Raw genomic sequence first — 23,964 nt, 5'->3', positions numbered from 1 at the left:
TGGAATGATTAGACGCGCCCCCTCCGGTTCGCTAGCCTTTATTTCATGATTGGCAGCGGTGTTTCCCCGGCTTCGGGCGGAGCTATTCTCGGTGACGACTTCCGGGAAAAGACCAAGGGGGTGCGGTTCCTGATCTGGGTCTATATCGTCCTGTGGATCATCGAGGGGGCGCTGCGGAAGTGGGTCGTCCCCAGCGGCATCTCGACCTACCTCCTCTTCGTCCGGGAGCCGGTGCTGATCGGCATCTATGCCCTGGCGGTGGGGCGGGGCGTCTTTCCCCTGAACGGCTTCATCGTCGGCCTCGGCGCCCTCTCGCTGCTCGGGTTCCTGTTCAGCCTGATGCAGTCGGGGGTCAACCTGATTGTCATCCTTTACGGGGCGCGTTCCTACTTCCTCCACTTTCCCCTCATCTTCCTGATCGGCGGGGTGATGAACCGCCGGGACGTCGAGGCGATCGGCCACTTCTTCCTCTACACCGTGATCCCGATGTCGGCCCTGATGGTCATGCAATTCCTCGCGCCCCCGATCTCGAGCTGGAACAACGGATCGGGCGGCCAGATGGGCGGCCAGATGATCGGGGCGCTCGGCCATGCGCGGCCTTCGGGGACGTTCTCCTTCTCGAACGGGGTCCCCCCCTATCTTTCGCTCGTGACGGCCTTCATCATCTACGGATACATCCGCGGCACCCTCTACCCGAAGTGGCTCCTCTGGAGCGGCCTCTTCTCGGTCTTCATGGGGACGGTGATCAGCGTCAGCCGCAACGCCGTCGTCTCGGTCATCCTCGTGGTCCTCGCCTTCGTCCTGATGGGGCTCTTTTATCCGAAGTATTTCCGGAAGTTCCTGGGCCTCGGGCTGCTCATGATCTGCGCGGGGGCGCTGATGAGCCTCCTGCCGGTCTTCGCCTCGGGCCTCGACAGCCTCCAGTCGCGCTTCCAGGACGGCGGCGCGATCACCACCTCCATCGGCGGCCGCTTCATGGGGGACATCCTCATGCCGTGGCAGAACTTCCTCGACGTCGACATGCTCGGCATCGGCCTCGGCCGCGCGACGAACGCCGCGCAGCTCTACACCGGCGACTCGACGATGATCATCGAGAACGAATGGCTGCGGACGCTCTGGGAAATGGGCTGGATCATCGGCTCCGCCTTCCTCGTCCTCCGCGTCTCCATCTCCTGCTGGCTGCTGTGGCGGGCCCACCTCGACTTGAGCCGGGGAAGCGCGCTGGCCGGGCTGATCCTCTCCTCCTGCTTCATCAACATCTTCATGACCCCCCTCGGCCTCACGACGGGGCAGGGCTTCATCATGATCGCGGGCGGGCTCTGCCTGGCCGTGGAGAACTCCTCCGAGGGAGACGAGGGCGGGCTGCCGCGGCCGACGGGGCTCCCGGGGAGGCCGAGGCCCCGGGGCCGTTCCCTCTACGCGGAGCAGTTGCACGGGAACTCTCAAATTTCTGGTACTGGCCCCGCTTCCGGGGCATAGTCGCGGCCATGATCGGGAAGTTGCGCCACCTCGTCCGCCTGCTCCGCCGCCGCCGCGAGGCCCGGCGCTGGGGCGTCCCCTTCGCCCGCGTCCGCGATTTCTCCCTGCCGGATCGTCTGGTGATCGACGCCGGCGGCAAGGCGATGCCGCTCTCCTTCCCTCCCGGCCCCGAGGTCGTCACCGCCTTCGTCGCCCTCCTGCTCGACGACGAGTACGGCCTGACTGCGATCCCCGAGGGGACCGGGACCCCGGTGCGAACGATCCTCGACATCGGCGGCAACGTCGGCCTCTTTTCGGTCGCGGCCCGCCGCCGCTTTCCCTCCGCCCTCATCCACGTCTACGAGCCGAACGCGGCGCTCCTCCTCCACCTCCGGGTACAGGCGGCGGGGATCGGCGCGGCGGTCTTCCCCGAGGCGGCCGGGGCGCGCGACGGCGAAATCACCTTTTTCCCCACCTCCGACTCGATGACCGGGACGGTCGAGCCGACGTCCGAAAACGGGACCGGCGTCACCGTTCCCCAGACCTCCCTTGCGAGCGCCCTCGACCGGCTGGCGGGGCCGGGCGGGACCGTCGACCTGGTGAAGATGGATTGCGAGGGGGCCGAATGGGCGATGCTCGAAGACCGGGCCTCTCTCTCCCGGATCGGGCGGCTCCTGCTCGAATACCATCCGCGCTCGATCGCGGGGGTCGAGTGCGATCCGGCGGCGCTCCCCGCCCTGCTGGCCGCCGGGGGGCTCCGCATCGAGAGGCAGATCGCCACCGCCGGGGGATGCGGGGTGATCTGGGCTTCCCGAAACGGGAAAGAAGGCGGAGCACCGCGATGACGATCGTCCTCGTCGGGAACTATGCGCCGGACCAGCAGGAGAGCATGCGGCGGTTCGGGCTGGCGTTGAAGGCGGGATATGCGCGGCACCGGATCGAGGTCGTCGAGATGACGCCCGGCCCCCTCTTCCGCCGGGGATCGTGGGCCGAGAGCCGCTTCGGAAAGTGGCTCGGGTATGTCGACAAGTACATGATCTTCCCCTGGCGCCTCCGCGCCCGCCTCGACGCGCTGAAGCGGGAGGGGAAGGAGGTGGTCCTCCACATCTGCGACCATTCCAACGCGATCTACCTCCTCTTCACCCACCAGGTCCCCTCCCTGGTGACCTGCCACGACGTCCTCGCCATCACGGCGGCGATGGGCGACTACCCCCTCCGTCCGACGCAGTGGAGCGGGCGGATCCTCCAACGGGCGATCCTCGCCGGGTTGAACCGGGCCGATCACGTCGTCTGCGTTTCCCAGCGGACGGCCTCCTCCCTCCGGACCCTTTCCCTCCTCGGCTGGGACCAGATCTCGGTCATCTACGGGGGGTGGATCCACGAATGCGCGCCCGCCTCGGCGGAGGACTGCCGGTCGGTCCGGGAGCGGTACGGGCTGCCCGAACGCTACCTCCTCCACATCGGCGGCAACGCCTGGTACAAGAACCGCCCCGGCGTCATCGACATCTACGCCGCCCTCCTCCGTCGCCGCCCCGACGCGCCCCCGCTGGTCCTCGCGGGGAAGGTTCCCGACGCGGGGATGAACGAGGCTTTGCAGCGGAACCGGGACGTCTTCGGTCCAGGCGGCAAGGATCGTCCCGAGCGGATCATCTACGTGACCGATTTCCCCGACGAGATCCTCTCCGCCCTCTACACCGGGGCCGAGGCCCTTCTCTTCCCCTCGCTGGAAGAGGGCTTCGGCGTTCCGCTGACCGAGGCCCTCGCCTGCGGCTGTCCCATCGTCACCTCGAATCGCCCGCCGATGAGCACCGTGACCGGCGGGAACGCCCTGCTCGGCAATCCCGACGATTTCGTCGAGATGGCGGGCCTGCTCGAGGTCCTCCTCGACGAGCCGCCCGAGGCGCGGCGGCAGCGGATCGCCGCCGGGCTCGATTATTTCCGGCACTCCCTCGACGGGACCGGATCGGTCGAACTTTATTTCGAGCTGTGCCGGCGGCTGCTCCACGGATGGCAGGCCCATCCCCGCCCCCCGGCCGCATCGGAGGCCGGCTCGGCATCGGCCTTGGCGGAGGAGAGGGCCTGATGTGCGGCTTCCTCGTTGATTTCCGGAGCATGGGGAAGGCCGAGGCGCTCGACTGCGCCGAGATCGCCCATCGCGGCCCCGACGCGCGGGGCGTGTGGACCTCCCCCGACGGGACGGTCTGGATGGGCCACGTCCGCCTCTCGATCCTCGATCTCTCCCCCGCCGGGGCGCAGCCGATGGTCGGCGGGAGCGACGGTTTCTGGGGGAAGGGGGCGCTCGTCTTCAACGGCGAGATCTACAACCATCAGGCCCTGCGCGCGGAACTGGCGGCGGGCTATCCCGACGCCGGGATCACGTGGCGCGGCACCTCCGACACGGAGACCCTCCTCGTCGGCCTCTCGCTCGAGGGGGAGGCCTTCGTCCCCCGGCTGCGCGGGATGTTCGCCTTCGTCTGGCACGTGCCGGAGGAGCGCTACCTCCTCGCGGCGCGGGACGCCCTCGGGATCAAGCCGCTCTATTATTCCCGCCGCCCGGAGGGCCTCGCCTTCGCCTCCGAGGTCCGCCCGCTCAAGGACCGCTACGGCACCCCGCCCTCCCGGGGGGAGTTCTCCGCCTACCTCCAATGGGGGGCCTGCCCCGAGACGATGATCCTCTTCCCCTCGGTGACGGCGCTGCCGCCCGCCCACGTGCTGAAAGCCGGTCCCGGGGCCGGGGTGGAGATCCGCCGCTACTGGAAGCCGGGCCGCCTGCCGCGCGTGGCGGAGGAATCGGAGAACCCCGTGCGGCGGGTCCGCGCCCTCCTCGAAAAGGCGGTCCGCGAGCACCTCCTCTCCGACGTCCCCGTCGCCAGCTTCCTGAGCAGCGGCCTCGACTCGAGCCTCATCACCGCCCTCGCCGCGCGGAACTCCCCGAAGGGGCTGGAGACCTTCACCGTCGGCTTCGACGCTGCGGCGGGGAGCGACGAGACCGCGATGGCGGCGGAGTTCTCCGCCCATTGCGGCGCCCGGCACCACGTGGTCCGGCTCACGAAGGCCGAGACCCTTCAGTGCGTCGAGGAGGCGGTCGAGAAAATGGACCTTCCCTCGGTCGACGCGATTAACATGTACATCGTCTGCCGGGCCGTCCGGGGGTTCGACCTGAAGGTCGCCCTCTCCGGCCTCGGCGCCGACGAGATCTTCGGCGGCTATCCGAGTTTCCGGGACGCCCCGCTCCTCTCCCTCCTGGCGCGGGTCCCCCGGCCCCTGCGCCACCTCGCCGGGCTCTTTTCCGAGCCGGGCCGCCGCCTCGCCGACCTGCCCGATGCGTCGATGCGGACGGTCAGCCTCTTCCGCCGCCGCTTCTGGACCGACCACATGCTCCGCCTCTCCGGCCTGCCGACCCGCGACTTCCTGCCGAAGGAGGAGGCCGAGACCCAGGTGCCGCTGCGGGACGCCTTCGCGCAGGTGAGCTGGGCCGAGTCCTCCGGCTACATGCGGAACATGCTCCTGCGCGACGCCGACCAGATGAGCATGGCGGTCTCGATCGAGCTGCGGGTCCCCTTCCTCGACCTCGACCTCTTCGATTACGTCCTCTCCCTCCCGGCCCACGAGAAGACCCGCTACGACCGCACGAAGGGCCTCCTCGTCGAGGCCTGCCGCGACCTCCTGCCGGAGCGTTTCCTCACGGCCCGCAAGCAGGGCTTCTCCCTCCCCATGCGGGAGTGGATGGAGGGGTCGCTCCGGCCCTACGTCCGCCGGGGCCTCGACGAGGTGGTGGCGAGCGACGTGGGGGCGCTCCCCGAGCGGTTCATCCACCGCCTCGAGGCCGACTTCGCGGCGGGGCGGCTCCACTGGACGCGGCTCTGGTCGCTCGTCGTCCTCGGCCATTACCTGAAACGGAACCGGGTCCCCTCGGCGCGGGACCCCTTCCTGGCCCGCGGCCACGCCTGATTTTTCCGACCCTTGGCGATGAAGATCCTCCGCGTCATCGAATCGGTCGACCCCGCCACGGGCGGCCCCGCGGAGGGCGTGCGGCAGATCACCCCCTATCTCACGCGCGCCGGGTGCCGGACGACGGTGCTTTGCTTCGACGCCCCGGACGCCGCCTTCCCTCTCATCGGGGAGGAGACGGTCCGCCTCGGCGGCGGGTTCCGCCTCGGCCCCTTCCGCCCCGCCCTGGCCCGCTGGCTCCGGAGCGAGATCGGCCGCTTCGACTGCGTCATCGTCCACGGCCTCTGGCAATCGGCCTCGACCGTCGCCGCCGCCGCCGACCGGGCGGGCGTCCCCTTCTTCGTCTTTCCCCACGGGATGCTCGACCCGTGGTTCCGCAAGGCCTATCCGCTGAAGCATTGGAAGAAGCAGCTCTACTGGACCGCCTTCGAGCATCGCGCCCTCCTCCGCGCCCGCGCCGTCCTCTTCACGGCGGCGACCGAGCTCGCCCTCGCCCGGGAGACCTTCCATCCGTGGGACCTCCAGAGCCGCGCCCGGATCGTCCCCTACGGCATCCGGCCTCCCGCGTCCGCCGCCGCCCATACCGATATCGATACCGAGGCCGACCCGGAGGCGGGAGCCCGCCGCCTGGCCGCCCGGTTCCCCGAGCTGGAGGGAAAGGCCCTCCTCCTCTTCCTCGCCCGGCTCCATCGGAAGAAGGGGTGGGATCTCGCCCTCTCCGCGCTGGAGCGGATGATCGGGGAGGGGATGGGCGACGTCGGCGGGCGGCCGATCCACCTCCTCCTCGCCGGTCCCGACGAGGGCGGGGAACGGACGCGGATCGCCGCCCACCTCGCCGACCTGCCCGAGGCGGTCCGCCGCCGCGTCACCCTGTCCGGGCCCCTCTACGGCGCGGAGAAGCAGGGAGCCCTCGCCCTCGCCGACGCCTTTTTCCTGCCCTCGCACCAGGAGAACTTCGGCATCGCCGTCGTCGAGGCGCTGGCGGCGGGCGTCCCCGCCCTGATCTCGAACCGGGTGAACATCGACCGCGAGATCGTCGCCGACCACGCCGGCTTCGCCGAGCCCGACACGGCGAAGGGGGCCTTCCGCCTCCTCTCCCGCTGGCGGACGGCGGGCGGGACCGACGCCGCGTTCCGCGAGCGGGCGCGCGCCTGCTTCGAGGCCCGCTTCAACCTGGAGCGGAACGCCCCGCTCTTCCTCGAAGCCCTCCGTCGCCTCGGCGTGGGAACGGTCGCGGAGCAATGAAAGCGAAGATGAGGATCACCATCGCCCAGGGGGCCTTCTTCCCCGTTCCCCCGGTCGAGGGCGGGGCGGTGGAGCGGGCGTGGTTCGGCCTCGGGAAGGCCTTTGCCGCGGCGGGCCACGAGGTCGTCCATCTCTCCAAGGCCGACGCCCGGTTCCCCGTGGAGGAATCGATCGGCGGCGTCCGCCACCGCCGCGTTCCCGGCTTCGCCACCCCGCGCTCCCTCTTCCTGCTGAAGGCCCTCGACCTGCTCTATTCCCTCCGCCTCCTCCGCCACCTTCCCGAGGCCGATATCCTGGTGACGAACACCTTTTGGCTCCCCTTCCTCGTCCGCTGGCGGAAGCGGGGGGCGCTCTACGTCCATGTCGGCCGCTATCCGAAGGGACAGCTCCGGCTCTACCGCCACGCCGCCCGGTGGCAGACCGTCTCCGCGCCGATCGGGCAGGCGATCCGCGACCAGGAACCGGGACGGGAGCGGCTCGTCTCGGTCATTCCCTACCCGCTCGACGAGGAGAGCTTCGCCGGGGACGCCGCGTCCCCGGTGCCCGCCCGGGAGAAAGTCGTCCTCTACGTCGGGCGGATCCATCCCGAGAAGGGAATCGGCCTCCTCCTCGACGGCTGGCGCCGCGCGGCCCTCGACCGCCAGGGCTGGCGGCTCCGCATCGTCGGCCCGTGGAAGACCGGGCAGGGCGGGGGAGGGGAGGACTACGCCCATGTGCTTCGGGAAAAGGGCGTCGAGGGCGTCGAGTGGGTCGGGCCGGTCTTCGAGCGGGCCGCGCTCGCCGCCGCCTTTCGCCACGCCTCCCTCTTTGTCTATCCCTCCCTCGCCGAGCAGGGGGAGACCTTCGGCCTCGCCCCGCTCGAGGCGATGGCCCAGGGCTGTCCCGCCCTGGTCTCCCACCTCGATTGCTTCGGCGATTTCATCGAGGAGGGGGTCACCGGCTGGCGCTTCGACCATCGCGTCGGCGACCCTGCCGGGATGCTCGCGGCGGCGCTCCAGCGGATCGCCTCCGACGAGGCCGAACGGCAGGCCGTCGCCCTCCGGGCGCGGGCGCGGGCCGACGACTTCCGGATCGAAAGGATCGCCCGTCTCTACCTCGCCGATTTTGAACGCGCCCTGACCCCGCCCGAGGTCAGGTCGTAAACCCCGTTTCCCTTGTCCCTTCCATCAATCCTCCCGTGAACGCCAGCCTCGCCCTTCTCCTCGCCGTCGCGGTGCCGCTCTGGTTCTTCCTCGTCGGGCTGCCGTGGTTCCGGGCGGCGACGCCCCGCCGCTGGCTCGGGCCGCTCCTCGGCTGCTTCGTCACCGGCTGGGCGGCGGAGATGGGCCTCGTCCTCGGCATCGGGGCCGACCGGGTGATGGCCTGCCTCGCGGGGGCGACCCTCGCCATCGTCATCGGGCTCGTCCGGCGCGGCGGCGGGGCGCAGGTGATCGCCCCGCTCCGCGATTACCTCCTGCTCTACCTCGCTGTCTTCCCCGCCGTGGCGTGGATGCTCTTTCCCTCGATGTGGCATTGGACCGGGGACTGGACCGGGACGTGGCGGATGGGGAACGCGGTGGCGCAGGGCGCGTGGTCGTTTGAGTTCCTCTCCCGCACCCCCCTCCATGGCGCGGCGGCGGTCCCGGTCCTCCTCGCCTTTCCCGGCGTGGGGATCGTCCCCTTCCAGATCGTCTCGGCGGCGGTCGCGGCGGCGGCCCTCATGCCGCTCGTCTACGGGGCCGGGCTCGCCGGGCGGCGGCTGCCGATGCGGTTCTTCCTCGTCCTCGCCCTCTCCCCGCTCGTTCTTCTCCACACGGCGGCGATGTGGGCGAAGCTCCTGGCGGCGGGGTGCCTCGTCGCCTCGGTCGCCGAGGCCTGGCGCGGGGGTGGTGATCGAGGGAATTGGCGTCCCCTCGTCTGGTTCTGGTGGGCGGCGGCGGTGGCGGTCCATTCGTCGAGCCTCATCTACCTCCCCCTCCTGGCGGCGCTCCTCTGGCGGCGCGGGGAGCGGGGCCGCCTCGCCATCGCGACCCACGCGCTCTGGGCCGCGCTCTTTTTCCTCCTTCTCGTCGTCCCCTACGAGGCGTGGGTCATCGTCCGGGAGGGATGGGCGTCGAAGATGGCGAACAACCCGGCGGTCTATTACCGGCAATACCGTCCCGACGCCTCGTTCCTCGGCAACGCCCTCGCCGTCCTCGTCTCGACGGTGACCGGCTGGGCCCCTCTCGCCGTCGTCCATGAAGTGCGTTCGCAGGCGCCGATCGAGGGGGGAGGAAGCACCGCCCTCCTCGCCGTCGGCTACGCGGCGGTCGCCGAGTGGGTCGCGACCTTGGCGTCGAGCCTCGTCGGGATCTTCCTCCTCTTCGGCGCGGCGGCCTGCGCGCGATGCCGGGAGAGCGGCTGGCGCTGGCGGGCGATTCTGCCGCAGAAAGAGGGAGGCTTGGTTCTCGCCGCCGTCTTCCTCCTCATCGTCCTCCACACGGCCCTTTCCCCCTATCCCTCCGCGCACGGGATGGCGCAGAACGGGCTCCTTCCTTTTTGTCTGCTCCTTTTCCTGCGGATCGCTATGGTGGGCGGCGTGGATCGACGCATGCTTTCGCTCTGGCTCGGGCTGACGGTGCTCTGCGGGACGCTGCCCTACGTGGCGGCGAACGGCGGGCTCCTGGCCCTCCTGGCCCACGGCGGCCCCCACGCGACCCTCGTCCTGGAGCGGTTCCGGGACCGGATTCCCGACATCCGGTTCTTCCTCGACAACGGCTGGCAGTCGTTCGCCACGCTGACCTTCCCCGTCGTCCCGCTCCTCTCCCTCGCCGGGGTGGCGTGGCTGGCGTGGTGGAATCCCGAACTCGGAGAGAAATCGAAATGAGCGCAAACCCCGCCCGCCGCACCTATGAAACCGGCAGTGCCTACGCCTCGCCCTGGACCGGGCGGGAGCGGGTCGCGATGCTGCTCTGGCACCTCGCCTGGACCCTCCTCTGCGGCTGGACGCCGAAGCCGCTCAACCCGTGGCGGCTCCTCGTCGCCCGTGCCTTCGGCGCGCGGCTGACCGGCGTTCCCTTCATCCATTCCCGCGCCCGGATCGCCGTGCCGTGGCGGCTGACGATGGGGGATCGCGCCTGCCTCGGCGACGGCGCGCAGGCCTACACCCTCGGCGAGGTGACCGTCGAGGCGCGGGCCACCGTCGCCCAGGAGGCCTTCCTCTGCACGGGGACCCATGATTTCGCCAAGGAAACGCTTCCCCTCGTCACCGCGCCGATCAGGATCGGCGCGGGGGCCTTCGTCGGGGCGCGGGCCTTCGTCCTCCCGGGGGTGACGATCGGGGCCGGGGCGGTGATCGGGGCCTGCGCGGTCGTCACGAAGGACGTCCCCGCCGGGGCGACGGCGGCGGGCAATCCGGCCCGCCTTCTCAAGACATGATCTCGACCGTCATCCTGACGAAGAACGAGGCGCAGGACCTGCCGGCCTGCCTGGAGAGCCTCTGCTGGTGCGACGACTGCCACGTCCTCGACTCGGGCAGCGACGACCTCACCCGGGCCATCGCCGACGCGGCGGGCGCGCAGGTCGCCCTCCATCCCTTTGAGGGATTCGGACGGCAGCGGAACCACGCCCTCGACGCCCTGCCGTTCGCCCATCCGTGGGTCCTCTTCCTCGACGCCGACGAGCGGACGACCCCGGAGTTCGTCGCGACGATGAAGCAGGCGGTCGCCGGGGCGGGCGGGGAAACGGCGGGATTCTACTGCTGCCCGAAGCTCCTCCTCGACGGCCAGTGGCTCCGGTTCAGTGACTCGTTTCCGAAGTGGCAGTTCCGCCTCCTCCGCCGGGGCCGCGCCCGCTTCGTGAACTACGGCCACGGACAGAAGGAGACCGAGGTGACCGGGAAAATCGGCTTCATCCGGGAGCCCTACCTTCACTACGGCTTCAGCAAGGGGTGGGAAACGTGGCGCGCCCGCCATCGGCGCTACGCCGCCGAGGAGGCCGCGGAACGGCTCGCCGGGTTCTCCCGCGGCGTCGTCTCGTGGCGCGATCTCTTCCGGGGCCGCTCCCTGCGGAACAAGGCGCTGAAGCCCCTCGTCAGCCGGATTCCGGGGTGGCCCCTCCTCCGCTTCCTCCACGCCTATCTCTTCTCCGGCGGCTTCCTCGACGGGAAGGCGGGCTTCACCTACTGTCTCGCGCTGGCGCGGTACGAGGGATGGATCGTCCGCGAGATGCACGCCCTGAGAAAGGAACGCCGATGAAGAAAGCAAAACCGCTGAAGGTCGCCGTCTGGAGCGTCAACTACGCGCCCGAGGAGGTCGGCATCGGGCCGCACACCACCGCCCTCTGCGAGGCCCTGACCGGGGCGGGCCACGAGGCCTGGGCCGTCACCACCTTTTCCTATTACCCCTCGTGGCGGAAGCGTCCCGAAGACGCGGGCCGCCTCTACCGGACCGAGACGATCCGGGGCGTCCGCGTCCTCCGCTGCTGGCACTACGTCCCCGCCCGCCCTTCGGCGCTGAAGCGGATCGTCCACGAGGCGACCTTTGTCCTCGCCTCCTTCGTCCGGCAGCTCTTCGCCCCCGCTCCCGACGTCTACTTCGTCATCTCCCCGCCGCTCCTCCTCGGCGCGGCGGCATGGCTCCTCGGCCTCATCCGGCGGCGTCCCTTCGTCTTCCACGTCCAGGATCTCCAGCCCGACGCGGCGCGGAGCCTCGGCATGCTCCCCCCCGGCCCCCTCATGCGGCTCCTCTACGGGCTGGAGAAGATCGCCTACCGGAAGGCGGCCCTCGTCGGCGGGATCAGCCACGGGATGCTCGACGTCTTCCGCGCGAAGGGCGTCCCCGCCGCGCGGACTCTCTTCTTCCCGAACACCGTCGCCCTCCCGCCCGAGGGCGAGATCGCGGCGGGCGGCGACGGCTCCTTCCGCCGCGCCCACGACATCCCGGAGGGAACCCTCCTCCTCGTCTACTCCGGCAACATGGGGAAGAAGCAGGGCCTCGCCGTCCTCCTCGAGGTCGCCGCCCTCCTCCCCGACCTCGATTGCGCCTTCGTCCTCTGCGGCGACGGGGCCGAGGCCGAGCGGCTCCGCGCCGAGGTCGCCGCCCTCCCGCCGGAGACCGCCCCCGTCTACGTCCTCCCCCTCCAGCCCGAGGGGATGTACCGGAAGATGCTCCTCGACGCCGACCTCTGCATCGTCAGCGAGCAGAGCGGCGTCCTCGCCTGCTTCCTCCCCTCGAAGCTCCTCTCCATCCTCGCCCTCGCCCGCCCCGCCCTCCTCCTCGCCGGGGCCGAGAGCGAGATGGTGCGGCTGAACGAGGGCGGCGGCTTCGGCCTCGCCGTCCCCTCCCGCGATCCGGCCGAGATCGCCGCGGCGCTGAGGCAGATCGACGCGAACCCGAACCGCCTCCGCTCCATGGGCCACGCGGGCCGGGCCTTCGTCTCCCGCTACGAGCGGGGCGCCGTCTTCCCGAGGATCATCGGGGAACTCGAAGAACGGTTCCGCCGGGAGTAACGCCGCGTCACCCCCCTCCCTCCTTGAAAACCCACGCCCTCACGCCGTTCCTCCTACTCCTCCTCCTGATCCCGCTCGGCGTCTGGTCGTGGACCGCCCCGTACGACCGGCTGACCTGGTGGCTCGAGGTGTTCCCCGCGATCGTCGGCCTCCTCGTCCTCGTCTGGACGTTCCCGACCTTCCCGCTGACGAAGCTCGTCTATTGCCTCATCGCCCTCCACATGGCGGTCCTCCTCGTCGGCGGCCACTACACCTATGCGCGTGAGCCCTTCTTCGAGTCGCTGAAGGAGACCTTCGGCTGGCAGCGGAACCATTACGACCGCCTCGGCCACTTCGTCCAGGGCTTCGTCCCGGCGCTGATCGCGCGGGAGATCCTCATCCGCCGGGGCGTCGTGAGGTCGGTCGGCTGGCTCTACTTCCTCGTCGTCTGCATCTGCTTCTCGATCAGCGCGGCCTACGAGCTGATCGAGTGGGCGACGGCGCTCGCCGAGGGGACGAAGGCCGACGACTTCCTCGGCACCCAGGGCGATCCGTGGGACACGCAGGAAGACATGTTCTGCGCCCTCGTCGGGGCGAACGTCTCCCTCGTCTTCCTCTCCGGCCTCCACAACCGCCAACTGCTCGCCATGGCTCCGCCGCGACGGCTGTCGTGATGCTGAAATTCCTCCAAGGCTTCGTCCACGCGCTGCGCGGAGGCTTCACCCTCCTGCGGACCCAGCGCCACGCCCGCATCCATGCGGTGGCGACCGTCGTCGTGATCGCGCTCGCCGCCTCGATGTGGCCGGGGCTGGAACGGTGGGAATGGGCCGCCTTGGCGCTCGCCGTCGGCCTCGTCTGGACGGCCGAAGCCTTGAACACCGCCGTCGAGTTCCTCGCCGACCGCGTCACGCGGGACGAAGACCCGCTGATCAAGAAGGCGAAAGACGTCGCCGCCTTCGGCGTCCTGGCCGCCGCCCTAGCGGCAGCGAGCATTGGAGGCCTTGTCTTCCTCCCCCATCTATTTTAACCGTTTCGGTTCCGCCAGCACGCGGACGCGTGGTTCCTTCCAAGCGGACAAGGGATCTAGCGGACGCTCTCTACCCGAAGCGGACAGCCTAATGCGGTGCCGCTCCAAACAGTTCAGGCCTATCAGACGGGGAGGTCCAGGAGGGGCGAAGCCCCTCTTGCGTCTCAAAACCCGTGCGGGTTACATCCAGCTGTACAGGGCTTCTGCCCGGTCCCGAAGGAGCACCCACCGCCTCCCTTCGCGACCCCTTAGAACCCGAGCTTCAACCCGATCTGCGCGTAAGGCGCCGGATCGGCCTGGGGGCTATACCCGCCGTCCTTGAAATCAAACTTCCGGTAGGCGATCACGCCCCCGGTCAGATCGAGGCTCAGGTTCGGCAGGAACGCATAGCTCGCCCCGCTGCCGACGCGGACCTCGGTGTATTGGAGCTTCTTGTCGTTCAGTCCGGGCTGGCCGAAGGCATTGCCGTAGGTCTTGCTCGTGTGGAACGTCCCGCCGTCGAAGCCGACCATGACGGGAATCAACTTCAGCTTCGGGAGGATCTGGTAGCTGAGGGCCGTCCGGGGGATGCCGAGGTCGAGGGTCCAATCCTTCGCGAAGACCCAATGGACGCCGACGAGGGGCATCACCGGCAGATCCTCGTTCCCCGGATTGATGCCGAGGCCCATCGTGAAGACGAGGTCGCGGTTCACGATATAGACCGCGCCGACGGCCCCGCCGAACTGGACCTCCTGGGAGTTGATCCGGTCCCAGCCGTCGATCAGGCTGAGGCGCGGGGCGATCGCGCCGAAGGCGGCCCAATGGTCGTCGATCTTGTATTGCGCGCCGAGGCTCAGTGTCGTCGTCTGCAGATTCTGGGGGAGGGGGGAACCGCCCGGGCGGCCGAAGTCGATGCGGCTCTCGGCGATGCCGAAGCGGGTCGTCCATTTCGCATCGAGCGGGACGGTCAGGTTATAGGCGAAGTGGCTCGACTGTTCCTGGAGGGAGCCGCTCGCCCCCGATTTCTTCAGGTCCGATCCGGCCGCGTAGCCGTAATCGAGGGAGAGTTCCTGGCGGATCCCGCTCTTCGGGGGGAGGAAGGCGATCCCCTTGCTGTCCTGGCTTTTCTTCGACGGCTCTTTCTCCGGGTCGAGCGCGGCGGCCTCGGCGGCGGCGGGAACCGGCGTCGTCGAGATGTCTTCGAGGTTCGACTGGGCGCGGAGGAGCGGCGCGGCGGCGACGAGGGTGAATAAGGCGAGCGCGGAGAGGGTGGGCGTCTTCATGGCAGGCGAGGCTTTTGCGATTTGGGGTCCCACGCTAACGGTTTTGATTCACGAGTCAATTTGTTAATTCTAGTTGATTATGTAGTTTCTACCTTATGTTCCCGAGGTGGGAGACCTCCCCGGATTGAATGTCTCGACACTTCCGCAAAGTCTATGCTTTGCTCCTCCCCCTGTGCGTTTTACTAACATGACCCGCTCCAATGAGATTGGAGCCAATTCTTACCTCGCTGACTTCGGAGACGACGGCTGCGTGATCCTCGATGCGGGTATGCATCCCCGCCTCGACGGCAATCGCGGAACCCCGAATTTCGCCCCTTCCCGGGGTAAGAACATCAAGGGCATCTTCCTCACCCACTCCCACCATGATCACGTCGGGGCCCTCCCCCTGGCCATGCGGGAGCACTCCGACGTCCCCGTCTTCATGAGCGAGGGGAGCTACTTCCTTGCCGATCCCCTCCTCCATAACTCGGTCGAGGTCATGATCAAGCAGCGGGACGAGTATAACATTCCCGAATACCCCCTCTTCACCCACGGGGAACTCGCCCAACTCGTCCAGCGGTGGCGTTCCTGTGGCCTGGAGAAGCCCTACTCCTTCCACGGCCAGGCCAAGCCGAAGAACGATCCGCTCACCTTCGCCTTCTACGACGCGGGCCACATCCTCGGCTCCGTCGGCGTCCTCCTGAACCACCGCGGCCGCCGCATCTTCTACACCGGCGACATCAACTTCACCGACCAGACCCTGATGAAGGCCGCCTCCTTCCCCACGGAGAAGATCGACGTCCTCATCACCGAGACCACGAAGGGCGCCTCCCCGAAGAAGGAAGACCGCTCCGTCGTCATCGAGAAGCTCGTGAAGGAGATCGAGGAAACCTTCGAGAACGGCGGCTCCGTCCTCATCCCGATCTTCGCGATGGGCAAGACCCAGGAATTCCTCGCCGAAGTCTACCTCCAGCTCCAGAAGGGCCGCATCGGCAAGCGCCCCATCTTCATCGGCGGCCTCGGGAAGAACTTCTCCGCGATCTACGACAAGCTCGCGAAACGCTCCACCCGCTTCCACCCCGACCTGAAGCTCCTGAACCACGGCATGCCCGAGGTCATGGACGGCAAGCGCGTCCGCAACTTCAAGCCCCGCAAGGGCGACCTCTACCTCATCTCCTCCGGGATGATGACCGAGAAGACCCTCTCCAACACCCTCGGCCAGAAGTTCCTCGAGAACGAGAAGAACTCGATCTTCTTCGTCGGCTACTGCGACACGGAGTCCCCCGCCGGACGCCTCCTCGCCACGCCGAAGGGCGACTACGTCGTCCTCGAATCCCTCGCGGGCGAGCAGCAGGTGAACTGCAAGGTGAAGCACTTCGACCTCACCTCCCACGCCCTCCGCGAAGACATCCTCGACTACATCCTCCGGGTCAACCCCCGCGTCTGCATGCTCGTCCACGGAGACCCCGAAGCCCTCGCCTGGTTCAAGGGCCAGATCAACACCCTCCGCCCCGAGATCCAGGTCGTCATCCCCCCCGCCGGGGAAACGATCGAGGTTTGATCGGTTGGAGGTTTCGCAAAAAAAGCCGCGCCCCGAGAGGGGCGCGGCTTTTTGTTTGGGGGGATGGCCGCTTCGGTTCCGTCGGCATGCGGACGCGTAATTTCTCCCAAGCGGATAGGGGATCTAGCGGACACTCTCTCCCCGAAGCGGACGGCCTAATGCGGTATCACTTCCAACAGTTCGGGCCGATCAGACGGGGACTGCGTCGCGGTAGCGACACTTGTTCGTCAGGGGAAACTGCAGGGCCGGGAGGCGAGTCCAGGAGGGGCGAAGCCCCTCTTGCGTCGTCTAATACGTGCGGGTTACATCCAGCTGTACAGGGTCTGTGTCCAGTCCCGAAGGGCATTACCCATAACTTCGCGAGTCCTTGGTACCGCCCGGAGCGACAGGATTGCGGCCCCGTGGACCCCTCCGCCATCCGAATTGGGCCTCCGGCGGGATGAGCTTTTCGCTTCTAGCCCCGTCGGTCGGGCGTCGGAGCGACAGGATTCGAACCTGCGACATCTAGCTCCCAAAGCTAGCACTCTACCAGACTGAGCTACGCTCCGTTACGCCCCATCGGGGAATGGGATGATGGGGGGGGGCGGACAGGGAGGCAATGTTTTATCGGTCCCCCCTTTGAAGCAAGGCTGGGATACGGCCAAAGAAAGACCGTAAACCGCAAGAAAGAGACAAAAGCCACCAAAAGAAGTTGCCAAAAGAACCGGAGTTCTTGATCCTCATGTGGATAGAGCGATTGCGCTCCCTCCCCCGGTGGGGTAGGATAGACCACTTTCAATATGAGTTTGATCATTAAAGACTTGCACGCCTCGATCGGGGATCGGGAAATCCTTCGCGGCCTGAACCTCGAAGTCCCCAAGGGCGAGGTCCACGCCATCATGGGGCCGAACGGCGCGGGCAAGAGCACCCTGGCGAAAATCATCGCCGGCCATCCCGATTACACCGTCACCGGCGGCGAGGTCCTCCTCGACGGCGAGAACATCCTCGAACTCGAGCCCGACGTCCGCGCCCGGAAGGGCCTCTTCATGGCCTTCCAGTATCCGAGCGAGATCGCCGGGGTCTCCATCGCGACCTTCATCCGCGCCGCCCTCCAGGCCCGCCTCCCCGAGGGCGAGGACATCGACGCCGTCGCGTTTTACAAGAAGATCCGCGAGAAGATGGCCCTCCTCGAGATGCCGAAGGATCTCACCGCCCGCAACGTGAACGAAGGGTTCTCCGGCGGCGAGAAGAAGAAGAACGAGATCCTCCAGATGGCGATGCTCGAACCGGCCTACGCGATCCTCGACGAGACCGACTCCGGCCTCGACATCGACGCCCTCCGCATCGTCTCCAACGGCGTCAACGCACTCCGCGGCCCCAGCCTCGGCATCCTCGTCATCACCCACTACCAGCGCCTGCTCGATTACATCGTGCCGGACAAGGTCCACATCCTCGCGGGCGGCCGCATCGTCCAGACGGGCGACAAGGAACTCGCGAAGAAGCTCGAAAAAGAAGGCTACGGCGAACTCGCCGCGGTCTAATTCCCTCCACCGAACCACCCCCATGGCCACCGAAACTGAAGAACTCAAACCCGAAGTCGATTTCGATCTCGGGCGGGGCGTCGGCGATTTCCATTACAAGATGGATTACGCCTTCGACGCGGGGGTCGGCCTTTCCGAGAAGACCGTCGACTACATCTCCGACGTGAAGGGCGATCCCGACTGGATCCGCGAATTCCGCAAGAAGGCGCTGAAGACCTTCCAGGAGATGCCGATGCCGACCCATTGGGCGACGAAGGACCTCGAGGCGATCGACTTCGACAAGATCCGCTACTACCTCTCCCAGGGCCAGCAGCCGAAGCGGTCGTGGGAAGACGTCCCCGACGACATCAAGAACACCTTCGAGCGCCTCGGCATCCCCGAGCAGGAGCGGAAGTTCCTCGCCGGCGTCGAGGCCCAGTTCGACAGCGAGGCCGCCTATTCCAACATCAAGGCCGCCGTCGGCGAGCAGGGCGTCATCTTCGTCGGCAGCACCGAGGGCCTCCAGAAGCACCCCGAGATCTTCAAGAAGTGGTTCGGCAAGGTCATCCCGACCGGCGACAACAAGTTCGCCGCGCTGAACAGCGCCGTCTTCAGCGGCGGCTCCTTCATCTACGTCCCCCCGGGCGTGAAGGTCAGCCACCCGCTCCAGGCCTACTTCCGCATCAACGCGGAGAACTTCGGCCAGTTCGAGCGGACCCTCATCATCGCCGACGAGGGGGCCGAGGTCGTCTACATGGAGGGCTGCACCGCCCCGAAGTTCGAGACCGCGACGCTCCACAGCGCCGTCGTCGAGCTCGTCGCGCTGAAGGGCGCGAAGATCCAGTACATCACCGTCCAGAACTGGAGCGCCAACGTCTTCAACCTCGTCACCAAGCGCGGCATCGCGATGGAGGACGCCGAGGTGAAGTGGATCGACTGCAACATCGGTTCCCGCCTCACGATGAAGTACCCCGGCGTCGTCATGAAGGGGAAGCGCGCCCGCGGCGAGGTCATCAGCATCGCCCTGGCCAACGACGGCCAGCACCAGGACACCGGCGCGAAGATGATCCACCAGGCCGACGACACCACCAGCTCCATCGTCGCGAAGAGCATCAGCGTCGGCAAGGGCCGCTCCAGCTACCGGGGCCAGGTCCACATGCCCTCGCACCTCAAGGGTTGCAAGAACAACACCGAGTGCGACGCCCTCCTGATCAACACCAACTCCCGGACCGACACCTACCCCGCGATCACCATCAAGGGCGACGGCAACTCCGTCCAGCACGAGGCGAGCGTCAGCAAGGTCAACGCCGAGCAGATCTTCTACATGCAGCAGCGAGGCCTCTCCGAGGCGGCCGCGATGAGCCTTGCCGTGAACGGCTTCGTCAACGACCTCGTCCAGCAGTTCCCGCTCGAATACAGCGTCGAGCTGAAGCGCCTCATCGAACTCGAAATGGAAGGTTCCGTCGGCTAAGTTCCGCCTGTCCTTCCTCTTCCCTTCCCCATGTCCCAGACTGTCTCAGAACCGTGCGATAGCGCAGTGCAAGCCTTCCCCTCCGCCCCCCAGCCGATCACGACCGCCCCCGACTTCGAAGCCGCCACCGTGGCGGGCCTTCCCCAGTGGTGGCGCGTCGGCCAGCAGGAGGCGTGGAACCGCTTCGCCGCCCTCCCCATGCCGAAGCGGAAGGACGAGGCGTGGCGCTTCACCGACACGACGAAGCTGACCCTCGACGGCTACACCGCCGGGGTCCCCCTCTCCGCCGCCGCCCGCCAGGAGGCGAAAGACCGCCTCCTCGCCCGCGCCGCCAAGTCGAAGGCCGTCGCCGCCCTCGCCTTCGCCAATGACGAGCAGCTCTTCTTCCGCGCCCTCCCGGGCGAGCTCCTCTCCCAGGGCGTGATCTTCCTCCCCTTCTCCGAGGCCCTGAAGACCCACTCGGCCCTCGTCGAGAAGTACTTCATGACCCACGCCACGACGCTGGGCGGGGCGAAGTTCGAGGCCCTCCACCGCGCCTACTGCCGCGCCGGGGCCTTCCTCTACATCCCCAAGGGGGTCGAGATCGCCGCCCCCGTCGAGGTCCACCACTGGATCGGCGAGTCGGGCGCCGCCATCTTCCCCCACACCCTCGTCGTCGCCGAGGCGAACAGCAAGGCCGAGATCGTCGTCCACTACGGCTCCCTAACCGCGGCCAAGGGCGGCTTCAGCGTCGGCTCCGTCGACCTCCATGCCGCGACCGGCGCGAAGATCCGCTCCATCGCCATCCAGAACTTCGACGAGGCCGTCCGCTCCTTCCAGACCGGCTCGACCGCCGTCGAGCGGGACGGCTCGGCCCTCAGCTTCGCCCTCAACCTCGGCGGGGCCTACTCCCGCGTCGAGAACAAGAGCCGGATGCTCGGCGCCGGAAGCCGGAGCGACATGCTCTCCCTCACCGCCGCCACCGGGACGCAGATCTTCGACCAGCGGACCTACCAGGAACACGTCGCCGACCACACCACCAGCGACCTCCTCTACAAGAACGCCTTGGCCGACACCGCGAAGACCGTCTTCGCCGGGATGATCGCCGTCGACCCCGGCGCGCAGCAGACCGATGCCTACCAGAGCAATCCGAACCTCCTCCTGAGCGAGGGGGCCGAGGCGAATTCGCTTCCCGGCTTGCAGATCGAGGCGAACGACGTCCGCTGCACCCACGGCTCGACGGGCGGGCCGATCCGGGGGGAGGAAGTCTTCTACATGGCCCAGCGTGGGATTCCGCTTTCCATCGCGCGTCGTTTGTTCGTTCTTGGGTTCTTCGATGAGGTATTGCACCGCCTTGGCGATGCGGCGCTCTCGGAGGAACTGCACGAGTTGATCGAGAAGAAGTACGATCGGGCGGCTTGATCTGGCAGGCGGGGCGCTTCCCTGAATGCGGGGGGGGAGCGGGGCGGCCCTTCGGGGCTGGCGCGGTCAACCCTGTACAGCTGGAGGCGACCCGCTTTATAGCCCAAGAGGGGCTTTGCCCCTCCTGGAACCTCCCCCTCTGAGGGCCTGAACTAGGCGGACGCGCTTTGGCGGCGCCTCGTCTTCTCACTGGATTAAAATCGGATGGTTCCGGTACGCCCGAGGATACGAGCGATAGGGAGAGACGGGGCCAATACGCCCAGACTCCTATTGGGAGAGCGTATCGCCTCTTCGGTGTTTGCCACCCGCTCTATCCCGCGTTATCCTTCTCCCCTCATGAGCGAAGAAAAGATCATCCTGTCCCGCGCCGTCCGCGCGGTGAAGATCCCCAGTGGCGACCCGATGGAACTGCCCGCGGGCGGCTCTGTCGTCATCACCCAGTCGCTCGGCGGCTCCTACACCGTCCTCTTCGCCGACGCCTACCTCGTCCGCATCGACGCGAAGGACGGCGACGCCCTCGGGAAGGAAGTCCCCGCCGCCGCCGCCGAGAGTGGCGAGCCCTGCGTCATCGACGAGGAGACCGTCTTCAAGCAGCTCCGCCTCGTCTTCGATCCCGAGATCCCCGTCAACATCGTCGACCTCGGCCTCGTCTACGATTGCAAGATCGAGAAGCTCTCCGAAGGGGCCGACGAAGGGAAGCACAAGGTCGTCATCCAGATGACCCTCACCGCCCCTGGCTGCGGCATGGGCCCCGTCATCGCGGGCGACGCCCGGCAGAAGATCCTCGATCTTCCCGGCATCGCCAACGCCCAGGTCGACCTCGTCTGGAGCCCGCCGTGGAACCAGGGGATGATCAGCGAAGTCGGCAAAATGCAGCTTGGCCTGATCTGACGATCAGAGTCCCGCCCATGCCCCCCATCATCGAGGTCAGCGGCCTCACGAAGGTCTACCGCACCTACCACAAGGAGCCCGGCTTCCTCGGGGCCTTGCGCGGCCTCTACCGGCGCCGCTTCGAGGAAACCCGCGCCGCCGACACCGTCACCTTCAACATCGAGGAAGGGGAACTCGTCGGCTTCCTCGGCCCCAACGGCGCGGGGAAGACCACCGTGCTGAAGATGCTCTCCGGCCTCCTCCATCCCACCTCGGGCGAGGCCCGCATCCTCGGCTACCGCCCGTGGGAACGGAAGGACGCCTTCCGCCGCCAGTTCGCCCTCGTCATGGGGCAGAAGAACCAGCTCTGGTGGGACCTCCCCGCCCTCGAATCGCTCAACCTGAACCGGTCCCTCTACGGCCTCGATCCCGTCCGCTCGAAGCGGGTCCTCGACGAGCTGGTCGACTGGCTCGGCGTGAAGGAAAAGCTCCACGTCATGGTCCGGGAGCTCTCCCTCGGGGAACGGATGAAATTCGAGATCGTCGCCGCCCTCCTCCACGAGCCCCGCGTCCTCTTCCTCGACGAGCCGACCATCGGCCTCGACGTCGTCTCCCACCAGAAAGTCCGCGACTTCCTCGGGGCCTACGCGAAGGAAAAGAAAGTCACCACCGTCCTCACCTCCCACTACATGCGGGATATCGAGGAGCTCTGCCGCCGCGTCCTCATTATCGACCACGGCAAGCTCTTCTACGACGGCGACCTCAGCGGCATCACCGACCGCTTCGCCTCCCACAAGATCGTCGGCCTCCGCTGGAACGGCACCCCCGCGCTCCCCGCCGACCTCTCCGCCTACGGCGAAGTCCTGGAGCAGGAGCCGACCCAGCTCCGCCTCCGCGTCCCCCGCGCCGAACTGACCACCATCACCCCCCGCATCCTCACCGACCTCCGCCCCGACGACATCACGATCGAGGAAGTCCCCGTCGAGGAAGTCATCCGCCGGGTGTTCACGGAGCAGGCGGTTTAGTTTCTCATCCCTTCTGTTGCTTCTGCGCCTTCAGTTCTTCCAGGAGCTGGCGGATCTCCACTAATTGTTCCTCGATTTCGGCGGGAACTTTTTTCGGGGTGCGGATGAACATCGAGGAGACGACGGCGGTGAAGGTCCCGAAGATGCCCGCGCCCGCGACCATGAGGAGCACGGCGACGATCCGTCCTTCCAGCGAAACGGGATAGTGATCCCCGTAGCCGACCGTGGTGATCGTCGTCATCGTCCACCACAAGGCATCGCCCGCGCTCCGAATATTCGATCCCGGGGAATCCCGCTCGAAGGAAAGAACGGCGATCGAGGAGAAGAGGATGAGGAAAAACGTGACGATGATCAGCGAGGTCAGCGTGCCTTGCGGGACGTTCTTGAAAAGATGGCTGATGAGGGATTGGAACGAGCGATAGGCGCGGATCAACCTCAGGAGGCGGAAAATGCGGAGCGCCCGGCCGACGAAGAAGCCGTTCCAGGCCGGGATGCTCGACACCAGATCGATCCATCCCCAGCGCATGAACTTCAGCTTGTTGGGGGCCTTGATGAAGCGGAGGGCAAAGTCGTAGAGAAAGATCAGGCAGACGGCGAAATCGATTTTCTGGAGCAGCTTCAAAAGTTCCCGGTCGAGGTCGAGAAGACTTTCGGCGACCAACTCGGCAATGACATAGAGCGAGAGGAGGAAAACAAAAAGATCGAAGAAGCCGATGCCTTCCCTGGTCAACTCGGACTTATTCGCTTGATGGATCATAATTGTACTCCATACATTATCTCTGTTTGTGCTGCCAGCGTGAAACTCCAACCTCCTTATGAAAGAATATTTTTACTGTCTAGACGGACAAACGGTCGACGGGCCTCATTCCGAAAGGGAGATGAAAGAACTCCTGCTTTCGCAAAAGCTGGCTCCCGAAACGCAGGTTTGTCCCGCGGGGGAAAAGGATTGGATCCCGTTGGGGAGTGTCCGGTTTTCGGAGGAGACGGTGGAGATGACGACGGCGGCGATCCCCGAACTGCCTCCTGTCGATGAAGAACGTCCGGTCGATCATCAGGCCATCGCCGAAGCGGGGAGCGACGACGACGGCGAGGCGGAGGAAGAGGGCGAAAAGGATCTCAGCAAATATCAGCTGCTCAAGGTCATCCGCGCCGACCTCGACTTGCTCTGGAAAGCCCAGCGGGAGTCGTTGATCAGCCAAATCAGGGCGATCGATCTCGATCCCGCCTATGAGACGACCCGCAAGCAGGCCAAGCTGATCAAGGCGCGGGTGAATGAATCGATTTTGGCTTATTGGCAGAAGGATCGAACCTACGACCAGTGGATACGGGCCCTGGTGTGGAAGGATTGCGACATTCAGCGGAAGCTCAGGGGAAGCAACTGCGACGAGAAGTATGCCGATGCCAAGCAATGGCTCACCGAAGCGAAGCTCATCGACGAGGCGGGCTGCTATTGTTTCAAGGCGAACAAGAAGTACCTCTACATCGGCAAGGCGGGCGGGGGAGAGTCGAATCTGGGACGGCGTCTGAACGAGCATCGGCACAAGGTCTGGCTGGAGGAGGCGACCCATCTGCGGATCATCATCCCGCGGCATCGTTCCTGGATCAGCAAGCTCGAGCGGCTGCTGTTGATGAATTACCCCCAGACTCGCTACAACACGGCGACGCCGGCGAAGGGAAACAACGCTGCCGACCACATCCTCGATCTGCTTGAAAAGGAGATGAACGATCTGCTTTCCGACGGGTAAGATCGACCGGGGCAAACCCCTCGG

The 23,964-nt window shown here is 67.0% G+C and carries 21 protein-coding genes and 1 tRNA gene; 19 read left to right on the top strand and 3 right to left on the bottom strand.

The features are described from left to right. Window positions 1–45 precede the first annotated feature (45 nt). Genes BLU04_RS16170 through BLU04_RS00580 form a run of 12 tightly spaced genes read left to right on the top strand, consistent with a single transcriptional unit; the run spans window position 46 to window position 13,127 of the window. The gene (locus BLU04_RS16170) at window positions 46–1,479 is read left to right on the top strand and encodes a hypothetical protein (protein ID WP_157894998.1); all 1,434 of its coding nucleotides are present in this window, start codon (window positions 46–48) and stop codon (window positions 1,477–1,479) included. An 8-nt stretch (window positions 1,480–1,487) separates the two neighbouring features. Beyond that, a complete protein-coding gene (locus BLU04_RS00630; RefSeq protein WP_157894997.1) occupies window positions 1,488–2,303 on the top strand; it encodes an FkbM family methyltransferase in 816 nt (271 codons plus the stop codon). Further along, window positions 2,300–3,541, top strand: coding sequence for a glycosyltransferase family 1 protein (locus tag BLU04_RS00625; RefSeq protein WP_162274602.1), 1,242 nt, complete (start codon window positions 2,300–2,302; stop codon window positions 3,539–3,541). Before BLU04_RS00630 ends, BLU04_RS00625 begins: the two co-directional genes overlap by 4 nt. After that, on the top strand, window positions 3,466–5,409 hold the full coding sequence (gene asnB, locus BLU04_RS00620) for an asparagine synthase (glutamine-hydrolyzing) (RefSeq protein WP_093280909.1): 1,944 nt from the start codon (window positions 3,466–3,468) through the stop codon (window positions 5,407–5,409). Before BLU04_RS00625 ends, asnB begins: the two co-directional genes overlap by 76 nt. An 18-nt stretch (window positions 5,410–5,427) precedes the next feature. Continuing rightward, on the top strand, window positions 5,428–6,654 hold the full coding sequence (locus BLU04_RS00615) for a glycosyltransferase (RefSeq protein WP_093280906.1): 1,227 nt from the start codon (window positions 5,428–5,430) through the stop codon (window positions 6,652–6,654). Between the two features lie 8 nt (window positions 6,655–6,662). Next, complete coding sequence (locus BLU04_RS00610; RefSeq protein ID WP_162274601.1) at window positions 6,663–7,796, top strand: glycosyltransferase family 4 protein; 1,134 nt, start codon at window positions 6,663–6,665, stop codon at window positions 7,794–7,796. Between the two features lie 35 nt (window positions 7,797–7,831). Next, window positions 7,832–9,499, top strand: a complete 1,668-nt coding sequence (locus BLU04_RS00605) for a hypothetical protein (protein WP_093280901.1) — start codon at window positions 7,832–7,834, stop codon at window positions 9,497–9,499. Beyond that, complete coding sequence (locus BLU04_RS17135; protein WP_093280899.1) at window positions 9,496–10,050, top strand: DapH/DapD/GlmU-related protein; 555 nt, start codon at window positions 9,496–9,498, stop codon at window positions 10,048–10,050. Before BLU04_RS00605 ends, BLU04_RS17135 begins: the two co-directional genes overlap by 4 nt. Further along, entirely contained in the window at window positions 10,047–10,868 is an 822-nt protein-coding gene (locus BLU04_RS00595) for a glycosyltransferase family 2 protein (protein ID WP_093280896.1), read from the top strand. Before BLU04_RS17135 ends, BLU04_RS00595 begins: the two co-directional genes overlap by 4 nt. Next, window positions 10,865–12,121 carry a glycosyltransferase gene (locus BLU04_RS00590; protein WP_162274600.1) on the top strand — a complete coding sequence of 419 codons (1,257 nt, stop codon included), beginning with the start codon at window positions 10,865–10,867 and terminating at the stop codon, window positions 12,119–12,121. The genes BLU04_RS00595 and BLU04_RS00590 overlap by 4 nt, the downstream gene beginning before the upstream one ends. Window positions 12,122–12,144: 23 nt before the next feature. Continuing rightward, window positions 12,145–12,774, top strand: a complete 630-nt coding sequence (locus BLU04_RS00585; RefSeq protein ID WP_093280892.1) for a DUF2238 domain-containing protein — start codon at window positions 12,145–12,147, stop codon at window positions 12,772–12,774. Beyond that, window positions 12,774–13,127 carry a diacylglycerol kinase family protein gene (locus tag BLU04_RS00580; protein WP_093280889.1) on the top strand — a complete coding sequence of 118 codons (354 nt, stop codon included), beginning with the start codon at window positions 12,774–12,776 and terminating at the stop codon, window positions 13,125–13,127. Before BLU04_RS00585 ends, BLU04_RS00580 begins: the two co-directional genes overlap by 1 nt. A 248-nt stretch (window positions 13,128–13,375) precedes the next feature. On the opposite strand, the gene BLU04_RS00575 is transcribed toward BLU04_RS00580, so the two are convergent. Further along, window positions 13,376–14,389, bottom strand: a complete 1,014-nt coding sequence (locus tag BLU04_RS00575) for a DUF6268 family outer membrane beta-barrel protein (protein ID WP_093280886.1) — start codon at window positions 14,387–14,389, stop codon at window positions 13,376–13,378. 187 nt (window positions 14,390–14,576) lie between these two features. Between BLU04_RS00575 and BLU04_RS00570 the strand changes: the two genes are divergently transcribed. Continuing rightward, a complete protein-coding gene (locus tag BLU04_RS00570; RefSeq protein ID WP_197672986.1) occupies window positions 14,577–15,929 on the top strand; it encodes an MBL fold metallo-hydrolase in 1,353 nt (450 codons plus the stop codon). A gap of 474 nt (window positions 15,930–16,403) precedes the next feature. On the opposite strand, the gene BLU04_RS00565 is transcribed toward BLU04_RS00570, so the two are convergent. Then, a tRNA-Pro gene (locus BLU04_RS00565) sits at window positions 16,404–16,477 on the bottom strand. Window positions 16,478–16,708: 231 nt separating this feature from the next. On the opposite strand from BLU04_RS00565, the gene sufC reads away from it, so the two are divergent. From sufC to BLU04_RS00540, 5 genes are all read left to right on the top strand, one after another. Further along, a complete protein-coding gene (sufC, locus tag BLU04_RS00560) occupies window positions 16,709–17,449 on the top strand; it encodes a Fe-S cluster assembly ATPase SufC (RefSeq protein ID WP_093280881.1) in 741 nt (246 codons plus the stop codon). A gap of 22 nt (window positions 17,450–17,471) precedes the next feature. Next, on the top strand, window positions 17,472–18,899 hold the full coding sequence (sufB, locus tag BLU04_RS00555) for a Fe-S cluster assembly protein SufB (RefSeq protein ID WP_093280879.1): 1,428 nt from the start codon (window positions 17,472–17,474) through the stop codon (window positions 18,897–18,899). 30 nt (window positions 18,900–18,929) lie between these two features. After that, a complete protein-coding gene (sufD, locus tag BLU04_RS00550) occupies window positions 18,930–20,300 on the top strand; it encodes a Fe-S cluster assembly protein SufD (RefSeq protein ID WP_093280876.1) in 1,371 nt (456 codons plus the stop codon). A 336-nt stretch (window positions 20,301–20,636) separates the two neighbouring features. After that, complete coding sequence (gene sufT / locus BLU04_RS00545; protein ID WP_093280874.1) at window positions 20,637–21,191, top strand: putative Fe-S cluster assembly protein SufT; 555 nt, start codon at window positions 20,637–20,639, stop codon at window positions 21,189–21,191. A 17-nt stretch (window positions 21,192–21,208) separates the two neighbouring features. Continuing rightward, window positions 21,209–22,195 (top strand): ATP-binding cassette domain-containing protein, encoded by a 987-nt coding sequence (locus BLU04_RS00540; protein ID WP_231964882.1) that lies wholly within the window; start codon window positions 21,209–21,211, stop codon window positions 22,193–22,195. A 4-nt stretch (window positions 22,196–22,199) separates the two neighbouring features. Here the strand turns inward: BLU04_RS00540 and BLU04_RS00535 are convergent, their stop codons facing one another. Further along, window positions 22,200–22,952 carry an ion transporter gene (locus tag BLU04_RS00535; protein WP_093280871.1) on the bottom strand — a complete coding sequence of 251 codons (753 nt, stop codon included), beginning with the start codon at window positions 22,950–22,952 and terminating at the stop codon, window positions 22,200–22,202. A gap of 58 nt (window positions 22,953–23,010) precedes the next feature. Between BLU04_RS00535 and BLU04_RS00530 the strand changes: the two genes are divergently transcribed. Beyond that, on the top strand, window positions 23,011–23,940 hold the full coding sequence (locus BLU04_RS00530; protein WP_157894996.1) for a GYF domain-containing protein: 930 nt from the start codon (window positions 23,011–23,013) through the stop codon (window positions 23,938–23,940). Window positions 23,941–23,964: the final 24 nt, after the last annotated feature.

This window comes from Verrucomicrobium sp. GAS474 (assembly GCF_900105685.1).
Classification (GTDB): Bacteria; Verrucomicrobiota; Verrucomicrobiia; order Methylacidiphilales; family GAS474; genus GAS474.
Note: the sequence above shows the minus strand (reverse complement) of the source record. Positions and strands in the feature narration are given on the sequence as shown.